This is a genomic window from Streptomyces sp. AC555_RSS877 (genome assembly GCF_019049245.1).
GTDB lineage: Bacteria > Actinomycetota > Actinomycetes > Streptomycetales > Streptomycetaceae > Streptomyces.
Genome location: NZ_JAGMUK010000005.1, coordinates 105,692 through 119,612, shown reverse-complemented (window position 1 = coordinate 119,612; position 13,921 = coordinate 105,692). Strand labels below are relative to the sequence as shown.

The window sequence follows — 13,921 nt, the reverse complement described above, 5'->3', positions numbered from 1 at the left end:
TCGGGGCACAACCCTGATGCCCCGGCCCTCGCGCCGTGTGAACATCGGTGGCATGCCGGAAGCCGCAGCAGCGCCACTCGTCGAACCGCGGCCTCCGCGCAAGCTCTACCGCAGCAGCGACGGACGCTGGCTCGGTGGCGTGGCGCGGGGGCTCGCCGGACATCTCGGTCTGCCGGTGATCTGGGTGCGGCTCGTCTTCGTCGGCCTGTTCATGGCCGACGGCCTCGGCGCCCTGTTGTATGCCGCGTTCTGGTTCTTCGTACCGCTCGGCGTCGGTGGCGTCGGCGGTCAGAGGCCCCCGTCCCTCGTCGCCACCGAGACCTCGGCGGACGGCCGCCGCAGACTCGTCACGCGCCGGCCGGACAAGGGCCAGATCGTCGCCCTGCTCCTCATGGTCGTCGTGGCCATGGTCTTCGTTGGCAACGTGAACCTCGGCAGCGGCGCCAAGGCCTACCTCTGGCCGGTCGTCCTCGTCGGCGCGGGCGTCGCCCTCGTCTGGCGCCAGGCGGACAACGCCCGCCGGGCCCGCTGGGTCGAGGCCGGCCGCCGCAGGCGCACACTCACCCTGCTGCGTGGCGTGGCCGGCGTCCTGCTGGTCACCGCGGGAGTCTCCGGCATCTTCGTCCTGCAGGGTTCCGCCGCCCATCTCGGCTCGGTCCTGCAGGCGGCCCTCGCGGTCCTCGTCGGCATAACTCTCCTGGCCGGTCCCTATCTGGTGCGCATGACCCAGGACCTCTCCGAGGAGCGCCTGATGCGCATCCGCGCCCAGGAGCGTGCCGAGGTCGCCGCCCACGTCCACGACTCGGTGCTGCACACCCTGACCCTGATCCAGCGCAACGCGGAGAACGCGAGCGAGGTGCGCCGCCTCGCCCGCGCCCAGGAGCGCGACCTGCGCACCTGGCTCTACAAGCCCGAGGGCACCGGCAAGGACGAGGCCGACGAACCCACCACCCTCGCCGACGCGGTGCGGCACAACGCAGCGGAGGTCGAGGACAAGCACGGCGTCCCGATAGAGGTGGTCGTCGTCGGCGACTGCCCCCTCGACGAGAAAATCGGGCCACAGATGCAGGCCGCACGCGAAGCGATGGTGAACGCCGCCAAGTACGGTGGCGAGGGCGGCGCAGTCCAGGTCTTCGCCGAAGTCGAGGGAAAGACGGTGTTCGTGTCCGTCCGGGACCGCGGCCCCGGCTTCGACCTCGACTCGATACCCGCCGACCGCATGGGCGTCAGAGAATCGATCATCGGCCGCATGGAGCGCAACGGCGGCACGGCGCGACTGCGCGCGGTGCCGGACGGCGGCACGGAGGTCGAACTGGAGATGGAGAGGGCGGAGAAGACGTGATGAGCGACCCGACCGAGGGGAACGCGGAGCCCATGGAGACGACGGCCGGAGGCACGGGCGGGCGCCACGTACGCGTGGTCCTCGTCGACGACCACCGCATGTTCCGTACGGGCGTCCAGGCCGAGATCGGCCAGACCGAGCAGACCGGCGTGGAGGTCGTCGGCGAGGCCGCGGACGTCGACCAGGCGGTCACCGTCATCACCGCGACCCGCCCCGAGGTCGTCCTCCTCGACGTCCACCTGCCGGGCGGCGGCGGCGTCGAAGTCCTGCGCCGCTGCGCCCCCTTGATGTCCGACGCCGAGCAGCCGGTGCGTTTCCTCGCCCTGTCCGTGTCGGACGCGGCGGAGGACGTGATCGGCGTGATCCGCGGCGGCGCGCGGGGCTACGTCACGAAGACGATCACAGGCGCCGACCTGATCAACTCCATCTTCCGAGTCCAGGAAGGCGACGCGGTCTTCTCCCCGAGGCTCGCCGGCTTCGTCCTGGACGCCTTCGCCTCCACGGACGCACCCCCGGTCGACGAGGACCTCGACCGCCTCACCCAGCGCGAGCGGGAGGTGCTGCGGCTGATCGCGCGCGGGTACGCGTACAAGGAGATCGCCAAGCAGCTCTTCATCTCCGTGAAGACGGTGGAGTCCCATGTGTCGGCGGTGCTGCGGAAGCTGCAGCTCTCCAACCGACATGAGCTGACCCGGTGGGCGACGGCACGGAGGCTGGTGTAGCGCCCGCTTTGCCGTGAGCGCGCCCGAGCTGCCCACCGCCACCCTCCCGGGCCGAAGAGGGGGAGCCGGAAAGGCGATTTCGATCGCCGGTCGCTCACACCACCCGAGTAGCCCCCGCAAACGGCATCTCGCTGATCGGAGCGATCCGCACCGGCGCCGACGGGTTGGGCGCGTGGACCATTTGCCCGTCGCCGATGTACATGCCGACGTGACTGATGGCGGAGTAGAAGAACACCAGGTCGCCGGGGAGTAGTTCGGAGCGGGAGACGCGGGTGCCGGTGTCGATCTGGGCGTAGGTGGTGCGGGGGAGGGAGATGCCGGCGGATCGGTACGCGGCTTGCATGAGGCCCGAGCAGTCGAAGGCGTCCGGGCCGGTCGCGCCCCAGACGTAGGGGCTGCCGAGCTTGGAGTAGGCGTACGAGACGGCGGCCGCGGCGCGGGAGTTGGGGGCCTGAGCGGTGGCTGAGCCTGGGGCCGTCAGGCCGTCCCGGGCGGTTGTCGACGAGCGGGAGGCGCGGGCCGCGTCCCCCTCGCCGAGCCCTGCGCGCTGCTCCTTGGGCAGCTGGGACAGCAGCTGTCGGGCGGTGCCCAGCTTGCCGTTGATCGTCTTCTTGTGGCGTTTCAGCTCCGCCTGGCGGGACTGCAGTGAGGCGAGCTCGATGTGGGCGGCGCCGCGCAGCTGCTCGAGCTCCCGCAGTTGTTCGCGTACGCGCGCTACCGACGAGGCCTGGCGGTTTCCGGCCCGTTCGGCGAACTCGGCGCCGTCCAGGTACTGGTCGGGGTCGTCGGAGAGGGCGAGCTGCAGGGCGGGGTCGAGGCCACCGTCGCGGTACTGGGCGGCGGCCATGGAACCCAGCGCGTCCCGGGACGAATTGAGGGTTTCCGTCCTGCGCGCCGCCTCGTCCCGCAGGTTCGACAGCCGCGACTCGGCCGCCTCCGCCTTCTCCTTCGCGCCGTTGTACTTCTCGGTGGCGACCTCCGCCTCCTGGTACAGCTTGTCCACCTTCGCCTTGACCTGCGCCGGCGTGAGCTGAGGCTCGGCGTGTCCGGTCCCGTCGAAGCCGGTCGCGGTCGCCGCGCCCGCGAGGGCGATCGTCGCCGCCGTCCGGGCCTTTGTGCCGCCGGCCGAGCGTTGCCGGGGCTTGCGGTGCGCTGCCACGTGGACTGCACGTCCTTCCGTACGACTCGTACGACCGCCTTGTCCGTACGAACGCCAAGCGGAGCGGACGTACGGCCACCCGAGCGGTCACGCGTCCGGCGACGACCCGCACAGGGGGAGCGGACCGCCGCCGGACCTTCTCGGCGGTGGTGGCCGACTGCCGCCCCTGGTCCGGGCGGCGGTGGGGAGCCGGTCACCTGAGGGAGGACGCTAAACCTGACCGTGACGGCGGGGTAACGCGATGTGCGGAAGTTCTCCGAGCTGACCACCGGGTGACCGTATGTGACCGTGATCCGCGGTCGGCCCCGTCGACTTCACGCAGAGCGATGACCGATGTGCCGAATTCGGACCAGTGAGGGCGATCGGGTGCTATGGGTCGCATATATGCAAGATCTGCCGAGGCGAGGCAGGGTCGGGAGAGGTGGTTGGGATGGGGCGGTGTCGGAGGGCGCCCGAGGGCCTGATTAGGCTCCGGCCTCATGGACGTACTCATCCATCTCTTCGTCGGCCTGCACATCATCGGCATCGCCTCGCTGCTCGGCGGCTTCCTCACGCAGATGAAGGCGATGGGGCAGGGCACCGCCCGCTTCGTCCCGGCGATGCTGCACGGCGCGCTGACGATGCTGGTCACCGGCGTCATCCTGGTCGGCCTCAACCAGGCCGACGACCAGCCCGTCAACAACATCAAGATCGGCGTGAAGCTGGCCCTGCTGATCGTGATCCTCGGGCTCGTCTACGTGAAGCGGGACGACGAGAAGGTGGAGAAGGGGCTGTTCGGGCTGGTGGGTCTGCTGACGACGGCGAACATCTTCATCGCGGTGCTGTGGACGTGACCTCGGCCCGGGCCGGCGGCATAGGCCGCCGGCCCCCCGGAGCGTCCTGTCAGGCCGGCCGTACCACGCTGTGGATGGACGACTCGCCGTCGTAGAAGATCGACTCCTCGCGGACGTACGTGCCCGGCTTCGGGGCGTGGATCATCATGCCGTTGCCGATGTAGAGGCCGACATGGGTGACGTCGTCGTAGAAGAAGACCAGGTCACCGGGCTGGGCGGCGGAGAGGGAGACCGTGGTGCCGGCGTTGACCTGGTCGTAGGTGACGCGCGGGATGTCGACGTCGGCGGCCTTCCAGGCGGCCTGGGTGAGGCCGGAGCAATCGTAGGACTCCGGGCCCGTGGCGCCCCAGACGTACGGCTTGCCGATCTGGGCGCGGGCGAAGGCGAGCGCCTTCTCGGCCTTGGTGGCGTACGAGGGGTCCGTGGCGGTGGAGGTCGAGGGGGAGGCGGAGGGGGACGAGCTCGACGAGGTGCCGTTCGCCTCCCGCTGAGCCGCCGCCGCCTCCCGGGCCTTCTGCTCCGCCGCCTGCTGCCGCGCCAGCTCCGCCGCCTTGGCCGCGGCCTCCTGCTGCTTCTTCTGCTCGATCGCCGCGAGCCGTGCCTTCTCCTCGGCGGTCAGCTGGGACAGCAGCGCGCGGGCTTCGGCGAGCTTCTTCTGGACGGTGGCCTTGGAGGTCTTCAGTTCGCCCTGCGACTCGGTGAGCGTCCGAAGGCTCTCGGTGGCCTCCTGGCGCTTCTTCATCGTCGCGGACTGCTCGGTGACGTAGTCGTCGACCGCGCCCTTCTGGCGATTGGTCAGCCGGCCCATCAACTGGGTCTGGTCGAAGTAGTCCTGCGGGGAGTCCGCGAGCAGGAAGGTCGCCGTGTCGGGCGTGGAGGCGCCGCTGCGGTACTGGGCGGCGGCAAAGGAACCGAGTTCCTCCCGCGCCTCGTTGAGGCTCTGCGTGCGCTTGGCGACGTCGTCGAGGAGGGTGTCGACGCGCTTGCGCTGCTTGGCGGTCTTCTCCTCGGCCGCGTTGTACTTGTCGGTCGCCGACTCGGCCTGCCGGTACAGGTCGTCGACCTTCTTCTCGACCTCTTCGAGGCTCGGTTTGTCGTCGGCCGACGGGGCGGCGTTGGCCGTCTGGGACAGCAGGGCCACGGAGGTGAGGGCGGCCGTGGCGAGGGCGGGGGTCCGTATGCCTGCTACGCGCGTGCCCGAAGGACGCGACTTGCGGTGCGACGCCAAGGGAGGCGACTCCTTCCACGTTCCGCCTACCGAGTTAGCTGTCGGGTTCGGGCGGGTGGCTGGAAGGTTTGCCCTACGGCCCTTCCCGGTGGGGATGCGGGCCGATTCACCCCAAGGTCGGTGGGTCCCCGGCTCCGGGCGCGCGGCGGCGCGTCGGACTCGGCGGAGGCCGCGCGGCCCGGCGACGTTCGCCGGAGGGGGTCGTACGGCCTGCTCGGCACGGTAGCCAACTGGTGTGGCCCCTGTGAAGGTTGATGTTCGATATGCCCGATACATTTTCGTGACCTTGGGTCAGGCTGCCGTATACCGTGACCAATCCGGAGTGGTCTGCTGCGGTATACAGGTCCGTTGGTTTGGCCGCCCCGATCGCGGACCGTAATGACACCTTTGCGGACGGTGAGTCGCCTGTCCCGCCCACTCCGCAAGCTTTTCTGCCACTGCGCCCGCCGAATCAGGCGATGTTCTCGGGGCGGCGGCGGGCTGTCAGTGGGGCGCCCTAGACTCGGAGAGCGATGAGCAGCCTCTTTGACGACAGCTTCCTGGCGAACCTCCAGGCCCCCCGGGCCCACGAGGAGGAACACCCGCCACCCCCCGAGGACGATCACGTACCGGAGCCGGTTCCGGACGATCTGTTCGGCGGGAAGTTCGACGTGCCGCCGGACCGGGACGCGTACTACCGTGACGGCGCCCCGCGCCCGGTGGTGGACGCGGCCGCGCTCCTGGACGGGCTGAACGAGAACCAGCGCGCCGCGGTCGTGCACCACGGCACCCCGCTGCTCATCGTGGCCGGCGCCGGCTCCGGCAAGACCCGCGTGCTCACCCACCGCATCGCCCACCTCCTGGGCGAGCGGAACGTGCATCCGGGCCAGATCCTCGCGATCACCTTCACCAACAAGGCCGCGGGCGAGATGAAGGAGCGCGTCGAGCAGCTCGTCGGCCCGCGCGCGAACGCGATGTGGGTCATGACCTTCCACAGCGCGTGCGTCCGGATCCTGCGGCGGGAGTCCAAGAAGCTAGGCTTCACCTCCTCCTTCTCGATCTACGATGCGGCCGACAGCAAGCGTCTGATGGCGCTCGTCTGCCGTGACCTCGACCTCGACCCCAAGCGCTTCCCGCCGAAGTCCTTCAGCGCCAAGGTCTCGAACCTGAAGAACGAGCTGATCGACGAGGAGGACTTCGCCGCCCAGGCCACCGACGGCTTCGAGAAGACCCTCGCCCAGGCCTACGCCATGTACCAGTCACGACTGCGCGAGGCGAACGCCCTCGACTTCGACGACCTGATCATGACGACGGTCAACCTGCTCCGTGCTTTCCCGGACGTCGCCGAGCACTACCGCCGCCGCTTCCGGCACGTCCTCGTCGACGAGTACCAGGACACCAACCACGCCCAGTACGCCCTGGTCCGGGAACTCGTCGGCACCTCCGAGCACCCGGTGGACGTACCGCCCAGCCAGGACGACCTCCAGCCCGCCGAACTGTGCGTGGTGGGCGACGCCGACCAGTCGATCTACGCCTTCCGCGGGGCGACCATCCGCAACATCCTCCAGTTCGAGGAGGACTACCCGGACGCGACGACGATCCTCCTGGAGCAGAACTACCGCTCCACCCAGACGATCCTCACCGTCGCCAACGCCGTCATCGAGCGCAACGAGTCCCGCCGGCCCAAGAACCTGTGGACCAACGCGGGAGCGGGCGCACGTATCACCGGCTACGTCGCCGACACCGAGCACGACGAGGCGCAGTTCGTCGCGGACGAGATAGACCGTCTCACCGACGCGGGCGACGCGAAGGCGGGAGACGTCGCCGTCTTCTACCGCACGAACGCCCAGTCCCGTGTCTTCGAAGAGATCTTCATCCGCGTCGGCCTGCCCTACAAGGTCGTCGGCGGCGTCCGCTTCTACGAGCGCAAGGAGGTCCGGGACGTCCTCGCCTACCTGCGGGTGCTGGCCAACCCGGAGGACTCGGTACCGCTGCGGCGGATCCTGAACGTGCCCAAGCGCGGCATCGGCGACCGCGCCGAGGCGATGATCGACGCCCTGTCCCAGCGCGAGAAGATCAGCTTCCCGCAGGCGCTCAAGCGCGTCGACGAGGCGTACGGCATGGCCGCGCGCTCCACGAACGCCGTGAAGCGGTTCAACACGCTCATGGAAGACCTCCGTACGATCGTCGAGTCCGGCGCGGCCCCGGCCACCGTCCTGGAGGCGGTGCTCGAACGCACGGGCTACCTCGCCGAACTGCAGGCCTCCACCGACCCGCAGGACGAGACCCGCATCGAGAACCTCCAGGAACTCGCCGCCGTGGCCCTGGAGTTCGAGCAGGAGTCCGGGGAGGGCGAGGCCCCGGGCGGACTCTCCGCGTTCCTGGAGCGGGTCGCGCTCGTCGCCGACTCCGACCAGATCCCCGACGAGGACGAGGACGGATCCGGGGTCATCACCCTGATGACCCTGCACACCGCCAAGGGCCTCGAGTTCCCGGTCGTCTTCCTGACCGGCATGGAGGACGGCGTCTTCCCGCACATGCGCTCCCTCGGTCAGCCGAAGGAGCTGGAGGAGGAGCGGCGCCTGGCGTACGTCGGCATCACACGCGCGCGGGAACGGCTGTACCTGACCCGGTCGTCGATGCGCAGCGCGTGGGGGCAGCCGTCGTACAACCCGCCCTCGCGGTTCCTGGAGGAGATCCCGGCACAGCACGTCGACTGGAAGCGGACGGGTGCCATGGCGCCGATGTCCCCCGGTCCGGCGTCCGGGGTGGCGGCCTCGCTGTCGTCGTCCCGCTCCCGCTCGTCGGCCTCGGGCGCGTCCGGCTTCGCCACCCGACGGACCTCGGAGAAGCCGACCGTGTCGCTGGCGGTCGGGGACCGGGTGACGCACGACCAGTTCGGACTCGGCACGGTCGTGGGCGTGAAGGGCACGGGCGGCAACGCCGAGGCGACGATCGACTTCGGGGACACCAAGCCGAAGCGGCTGCTGCTGCGGTATGCACCGGTGGAGAAGCTGTAGGAGAAGGACCCAGGGGGCGGTGGGCGGTCGGTCTCCGAGGGGGCGGCCCGGGGCGGCCCCCTGGGGCCTACGTCGGGTCGATCCCGTGGCTGCGCAGCCACGGCAGCGGGTCGATGGCCGAGCCGCCCGCCGGCCGTACCTCGAAGTGCAGGTGCGGGCCGGTCGAGTTGCCGGAGTTGCCGGAGTACGCGATCGGGTCGCCGGCCTTGACGGTCGTACCGGAGGCGACCCGGTAGCTGGAGAGGTGGCAGTACCACGTCTCCGTGCCGTCCTTCTCGGTCACGATCATCATGTTGCCGTACGCGCTGTTCCACTGCGTCCGCACGGTGCCGTCGGTGGCGGCCATCACGGTCGTGCCGTAGGAGACCGGGAAGTCGATGCCGGTGTGCACGGACATCCAGTTGATGCCGGACTGGCCGTAGTAGGCGCTGAGCCCGTGCTGTGCGACCGGCAGCGCGTACTTGGGCCGCAGCCGCTCCTTGCGTGCGGCCTCCGCGGCCGCCTTCTTCTTCTCGGCGAGCTGCTGGGCCTTGAGGTCGATACGTTCCTGCGTACGGCTGGCCCGGTCGGCGAAGTCGTCGGCGCCGGCGGACAGGCTCTGCAGCTGGGTGTCCAGCTTGTTGTTCGCCGCTGAGGGCTTGACGGCGGTCGCGTCCGCCAAGGTCGTCGCCGTGTCGCTGCTGTCGTCGGCCAGCGCGCTGACCGACGCGGCGGCGATTCCCGCGACGCTCATGACGCAGGCCGATGGCACGGCCACCGTCAGCAGTGCGGAGCGCTTGGGGGGCGTACGGCGGCGGGAGCGGGACGCGCCGCGGGCGGCGGCCCGCGAGGACGGGGCGGGAGTCGTCGCCGGTGTGGCCGCCGGAGTGACTTCCTCCTGGTCGTCCAGGAGGTGCGTGTCGGCTGCGGCGGGCGTGGCGTCGGTGCCAGTGGCGGTGCCGGTCGACTCGCCGTCGTGCGAAACGTTTTCGTCGTACTTCTCGTCGTACGCGACCTGCTCGAAGGTGGCCGTCGCCTGCTGTTCGTACTCCTCGTGGGCCGCCGTGGAGGCGCCGCCGTCGGAGTTCCACTGCGTGGCGTCGTACGCACCCGTGTCGAAGGCCTGCGTGCCCCATTCCCAGTGCTGGGTCTGGTCGGCCGGGCAGCTGGACTGGTCGGGCTGGAGCCAGGCACTCGCGTCCCACTGCCCGCTGGCGTCGGGGCTCGTGGCTTGCGGGGGGATCGCGGAGAGGTGCTGGTGTTCGCCGGTCCAGGCGGTGGTGTCGTACGCGCCGGTGTCGTAGGCGGCGTGGTGCTGGGCCGCGTACACGTCGTAGTTGGGGGTCTGCTGACTGCCCGTCGACCACGTCGAGGTGTCGTACGAGCCGGTGTCGTCGCCGGGAAGACAGCCGAAGAGGGGATCGGCCTCGAAGGAGGCGGTGGCCTGACCGGCGGTGTCGAAACCGGTGCCCGAACCCGTGTCAAAACCGGTGGCGTCGCAGTTGCCGTACATGGTGAAGTCGCCGTACTGGGCTTCCTGGGTGCCGTACGACGCGAAGTGCGCCGAGGCGGCTTCGGAAGCCGGGGCCGGGGTGGTAGTGATCCCCGACGGGTGACGGTCGTTCACCAACTTCTCTTTCGCCTCGACAACAGGGGCTGGCAGAGCAGTGCGGTGACTGTACCCGGCGGTATGCGGGCACGACAATCTTCGTCAGGTTTCGGGATTGAAGGAAACGGGCATTCGGCCGTGTTTCGGGGGACTGCGGGCGCGAGCTTGGCCCTGTGTTCGAAGAGTGTTCGATTTTGATCGGCTTCGGTTGGGCCGTCTGCCACTTTGTCTGTGGCCTGTCAGTGACTTGTCCGTGGCTTGTGTGCGGCTTGTGTGAGGGTCGCCTGTGGGTGTTTCCCGGACTGATTTCCAGCTGCTGTCACGCCACTGTCAGGCCACCTGCGTGCGGGTCGGCCTCGGCTGCCGTCCGTGCCGTGTCGAGCACCTGCCGTATCCCCGTCGCGACGGCGGGGTGCACGGGCAGGGCGAGATGCCCGACGCCGCTCACCCGGACGTTCTGCACGGTCAGGTCGGGGTGGTCGATGCAGGCGTTCTCCAGCGGGTCCATCAGGTGGTCGAGGTCGCTCCAGAAGCTGACGAAGTGCGTACGGCAGCCGGCCGCGGGGCGGGCCAGCTCCTCGAGCAGCTCCGAGCCGGGGCGCATCTGGCGCACGATGGGGTGCGCGTTCGCCAGCCGCGCCACCCGGGTGCCGGAGTGCGGGGTGCCGAGCGTCACCAGCGTCCGGACGCGGAGGTCTCCGCCGAGCCGCTGGACGTAGTAGCGCGCGATCAGCCCGCCGAGGCTGTGTCCGACGATGTCCACCTGGTCCTGGCCCGTGCGCTCGCAGATCTCCTCTATGTGCCGGCCGAGCAGCTCCGCAGCGGTACGGATGTCGCAGGTCAGCGGCGAGTAGTTGAGCGACTCGATCTGCTGCCTGCCGTGCTGGGCGAGGCTGCGGCGCAGCAGGACGAAGACCGAGCGGTTGTCTATGAAGCCGTGCAGCAGCACGACCGGGGGCTTGGCCTCCGTGGGCAACCGGGGAGTGCCGGCGTCGTCCGGTGAGGGCAGCTGGGGCAGAGGTGATCGGCGCTCCTGGACGATGCCGGAGGGATAGAGGAGCAGATGGCCCGCGAGGATCGCCATCTCCAGGGCGGTCGCCTTCAGGAGCGCCACGGAGAGGCCCGCCAGCTTCCACGGGAGTTTGCCCGGGAGGAGACGCTGGCAGAGCGGGAGAAACGGCAGTGCTGCCCCGGTGACCTTCATGGCCGACCTCCTGTCGGCACGCTGGAGGACGGCTCTGTCCCCCGTGTGCCCTTGTGGGGAGGCGCGGCGGAGGTCTCCGACGGAGGGCGAGTGGGGCTCGTGGGGTGAGGATGGTGCGCGGCGCGCGGTTCCGGGGTCGCCGATGCAGCGTGGGCCGTCGCGGGTGGTGCTGCGACGGATACGGCTGCTGCGGGTGGTTCCGGGGGTGCTGGTGTTGCTGATGTTGCGCCGATGACGTGACGGGGGTCCCTGCCGGTGTGGCGACGAGGCTCCCCGCTGTCGTGCCTTACCTGCCCTGCGTGCCTTTCGTGCCCTCGCCGAAGCGTCTCACCGCCGCGGCGCGCGGCCCGCGGCGCGGCGGTGAGACGACCTCGTTGCGGCTCCCGAACGTGTCCCACCGTGTGATTTCCCCCTCGGTATCCACCGCGAAACTGCCGGTTGCGAGATGCTGGCGATAACGTTCGTTCACTTTCCCGGCCGGTGCGGTACTTGTCGGTACGGATGGATGTAGTCGCTTCATGGAGGCAGTGATGGGTGTGGCAGCCGGTCCGATCCGCGTGGTGGTGGCCAAGCCGGGGCTCGACGGCCACGATCGCGGGGCCAAGGTGATCGCGCGGGCGCTGCGTGACGCCGGTATGGAGGTGATCTACACCGGGCTCCACCAGACCCCGGAGCAGATCGTCGACACCGCGATCCAGGAGGACGCCGACGCGATCGGCCTCTCGATCCTCTCCGGGGCGCACAACACGCTCTTCGCGGCCGTGATCGGCCTGCTCAAGGAGCGCGAAGCGGAGGACATCCTGGTCTTCGGCGGCGGGATCATCCCCGAGGCGGACATCGCTCCGCTGAAGGAGAAGGGCGTCGCGGAGATCTTCACGCCCGGTGCGACGACTCAGTCGATCGTGGACTGGGTTCGCGCGAACGTGCAGCAGCCGGCCGGCGCGTAGGCGTTCGCACGGCCGCGGGCACTCGTGCCGCCGGGGCGGCGCGGGTGGGCGTCGGCGGCACTCCGTAAACGCCGGGCTGCACGACCGACCGGCCGCCGCGGCCCATGCCCATGCCGGCACGCCCGTTACGCCGCCCCCAGCTCCTCCGCCATCGCCGCCCGCAACCGCAACGTGGTCATCAGGCGCTGGAATGCCTCCGCCCAGTAACCCCCGGCCCCCGGCGACGCGTCCTCCGGTTCGTCCGGCACCGCCAGCAGGCCGTTGAGGCGACTCGCTTCGGACGGGTCCAGGCAACGCTCGGCCAGCCCCATCACTCCGCTGAAGCTCCATGGATAACTCCCTGCATCCCGTGCGATGTTGAGCGCGTCCACCACGGCCCGGCCCAGTGGCGCGGCCCACGGCACCGCGCACACCCCGAGCAGCTGGAACGCCTCGGACAGGCCGTGGGCCGAGATGAACCCGGCCACCCACTCGGCCCGTTCGGCGGAACCGAGCGTGCCGAGCAGCTTGGCGCGCTCGGCCAGTGACACCGCGCCGGGGCCACCGGCCTCGGGTGCGGCGGGCGCCCCGAGCAGGGCCCGCGCCCACTCCGCGTCCCGCTGCCGCACCGCCGCCCGGCACCACGCCGCGTGCAGTTCGCCCTGCCAGTCGTCCGCGACCGGCAGCGCCACGATCTCCCGGGGCGTACGGCCGCCGAGACGACCCGACCAGGTGGTGAGGGGTGTAGCCTCCACCAACTGACCGAGCCACCAGGACCGTTCACCACGTCCTGCCGGAGGCTTGGGTACGACGCCGTCACGCTCCATGCTCGCGTCGCACTCGTGCGGCGCCTCGACCGCGAGGGTCGGCGCGGCCCCCGTGTGGTCGACGGCCACGCACGCCCCGGCCCGGACCGCCATCCGTGCCGCGAGCGCCGAACCCGGTAGGGCCGACAGCAACTCCGCAGCCGTGGACCGCACGTTGCGGCTCCGGTCGGACAGCGCCTGCTCCAGGAACGGCTCGTCCGCCGCGGTCAGGCCCATGCGCAGGGAGTCGAGGAACATCAGCCGGTCCTCGGCGCGCTCCGTCGACCAGGTCGTCGCGAGCAACTCGCGCGCGGCAGCGGGCTCGCGGGCACGTATCGCGGCGAGCAGGGCGACCCGCTCGGCGAACAGCCCCTCCTGCCACAGCTGTTGGATCTTTCCGGTGTCCTCGGAGGGCGGCAGTGCCGCGCCGCCGCCCGGCGTCGCGCGCAGGGCGAACCGCCAGTCCGGGTTCAGCCGGGCGAGCCACAGAGCACGCGGCCCGGCGAAGGCCAGCGCGGCCGGCCGCAGGTCCGTACGCCCCCGCGCCGCGTCCAGGAGGGCGGGCAGCATCTCGGGGGGTGCGGCGAAACCGCGGCTGTTCGCCGCCGCCAGCCACTGCGGCAGGAGCTCCATCAGGTCCGGTGCCGTACCTCTGCGTCCACCGCCGCCCGTGCCGGGGCGGTCGGCCAGCAGCATCGCCAGTCGGCGGGCCGCCGCGGCGGGCAGTGGCGGGCGCGGATCCTCGGCCGCCGGTTCCGGCTGCCGGGCCGCCCGTCCGGGCCGCAGGCCGGCCCGCCGACGTACGGTCTCCACGGCCGCCGCGTCCAGCAGCGCCACCGGCGCCTCCCGTCCCGGCGCCGCGCCCGGCGGGGTGCGCCGCTCCGTGCCGAGCAGCGCTGCCGTGACAAGTTCCTCCCAGGCGCCCGGCGCGGGCGCGTCCGCAGGCGCGGAGATCCTGTTCATTCGGTTCCTTTCCGTGCAGTGCCTGGGAGTGGTTGAAGCCTCACTCGATGCGAGTTTCCCGTGAGGCGGGTCACATGCGTGGATCCGGCGAGAAAGGGTGGATTGTCGGACTGTCGTGTGGGGCGTGGGTGGGTTGGGGGAGGTGGGGCGG

At 70.6% G+C, this 13,921-nt stretch carries 10 protein-coding genes and 1 riboswitch; of the genes, 5 read left to right on the top strand and 5 right to left on the bottom strand.

Annotation, left to right across the window (positions count from 1 at the left end; all coding sequences use genetic code 11):
• Positions 1-16 precede the first annotated feature (16 nt).
• A complete protein-coding gene (locus KUM49_RS03425; RefSeq protein WP_217235153.1) occupies positions 17-1,342 on the top strand; it encodes an ATP-binding protein in 1,326 nt (441 codons plus the stop codon).
• Entirely contained in the window at positions 1,342-2,064 is a 723-nt protein-coding gene (locus KUM49_RS03420) for a response regulator transcription factor (RefSeq protein WP_217235152.1), read from the top strand. The genes KUM49_RS03425 and KUM49_RS03420 overlap by 1 nt, the downstream gene beginning before the upstream one ends.
• Before the next feature lie 94 nt (positions 2,065-2,158).
• Here KUM49_RS03420 and KUM49_RS03415 read toward each other — a convergent pair whose 3' ends face one another.
• Positions 2,159-3,223 (bottom strand): C40 family peptidase, encoded by a 1,065-nt coding sequence (locus KUM49_RS03415; protein WP_217235151.1) that lies wholly within the window; start codon positions 3,221-3,223, stop codon positions 2,159-2,161.
• A 479-nt stretch (positions 3,224-3,702) separates the two neighbouring features.
• On the opposite strand from KUM49_RS03415, the gene KUM49_RS03410 reads away from it, so the two are divergent.
• Positions 3,703-4,056, top strand: a complete 354-nt coding sequence (locus KUM49_RS03410) for a hypothetical protein (RefSeq protein WP_217235150.1) — start codon at positions 3,703-3,705, stop codon at positions 4,054-4,056.
• 49 nt (positions 4,057-4,105) lie between these two features.
• On the opposite strand, the gene KUM49_RS03405 is transcribed toward KUM49_RS03410, so the two are convergent.
• Positions 4,106-5,284, bottom strand: a complete 1,179-nt coding sequence (locus tag KUM49_RS03405; RefSeq protein WP_217235149.1) for a C40 family peptidase — start codon at positions 5,282-5,284, stop codon at positions 4,106-4,108.
• A gap of 7 nt (positions 5,285-5,291) precedes the next feature.
• Positions 5,292-5,445, bottom strand: a riboswitch (cyclic di-AMP (ydaO/yuaA leader).
• Positions 5,446-5,796: 351 nt separating this feature from the next.
• Between KUM49_RS03405 and pcrA the strand changes: the two genes are divergently transcribed.
• Positions 5,797-8,283, top strand: coding sequence for a DNA helicase PcrA (gene pcrA, locus KUM49_RS03400; protein WP_217235148.1), 2,487 nt, complete (start codon positions 5,797-5,799; stop codon positions 8,281-8,283).
• 67 nt (positions 8,284-8,350) lie between these two features.
• Here the strand turns inward: pcrA and KUM49_RS03395 are convergent, their stop codons facing one another.
• Positions 8,351-9,889, bottom strand: a complete 1,539-nt coding sequence (locus KUM49_RS03395) for a M23 family metallopeptidase (RefSeq protein WP_217235147.1) — start codon at positions 9,887-9,889, stop codon at positions 8,351-8,353.
• A gap of 301 nt (positions 9,890-10,190) precedes the next feature.
• A complete protein-coding gene (locus KUM49_RS03390; protein ID WP_217235146.1) occupies positions 10,191-11,075 on the bottom strand; it encodes an alpha/beta fold hydrolase in 885 nt (294 codons plus the stop codon).
• Positions 11,076-11,605: 530 nt separating this feature from the next.
• Between KUM49_RS03390 and KUM49_RS03385 the strand changes: the two genes are divergently transcribed.
• On the top strand, positions 11,606-12,022 hold the full coding sequence (locus KUM49_RS03385; RefSeq protein ID WP_217235145.1) for a cobalamin B12-binding domain-containing protein: 417 nt from the start codon (positions 11,606-11,608) through the stop codon (positions 12,020-12,022).
• A gap of 125 nt (positions 12,023-12,147) precedes the next feature.
• On the opposite strand, the gene KUM49_RS03380 is transcribed toward KUM49_RS03385, so the two are convergent.
• On the bottom strand, positions 12,148-13,770 hold the full coding sequence (locus KUM49_RS03380) for a DUF5691 domain-containing protein (RefSeq protein ID WP_217235144.1): 1,623 nt from the start codon (positions 13,768-13,770) through the stop codon (positions 12,148-12,150).
• Between the last annotated feature and the right edge of the window lie 151 nt (positions 13,771-13,921).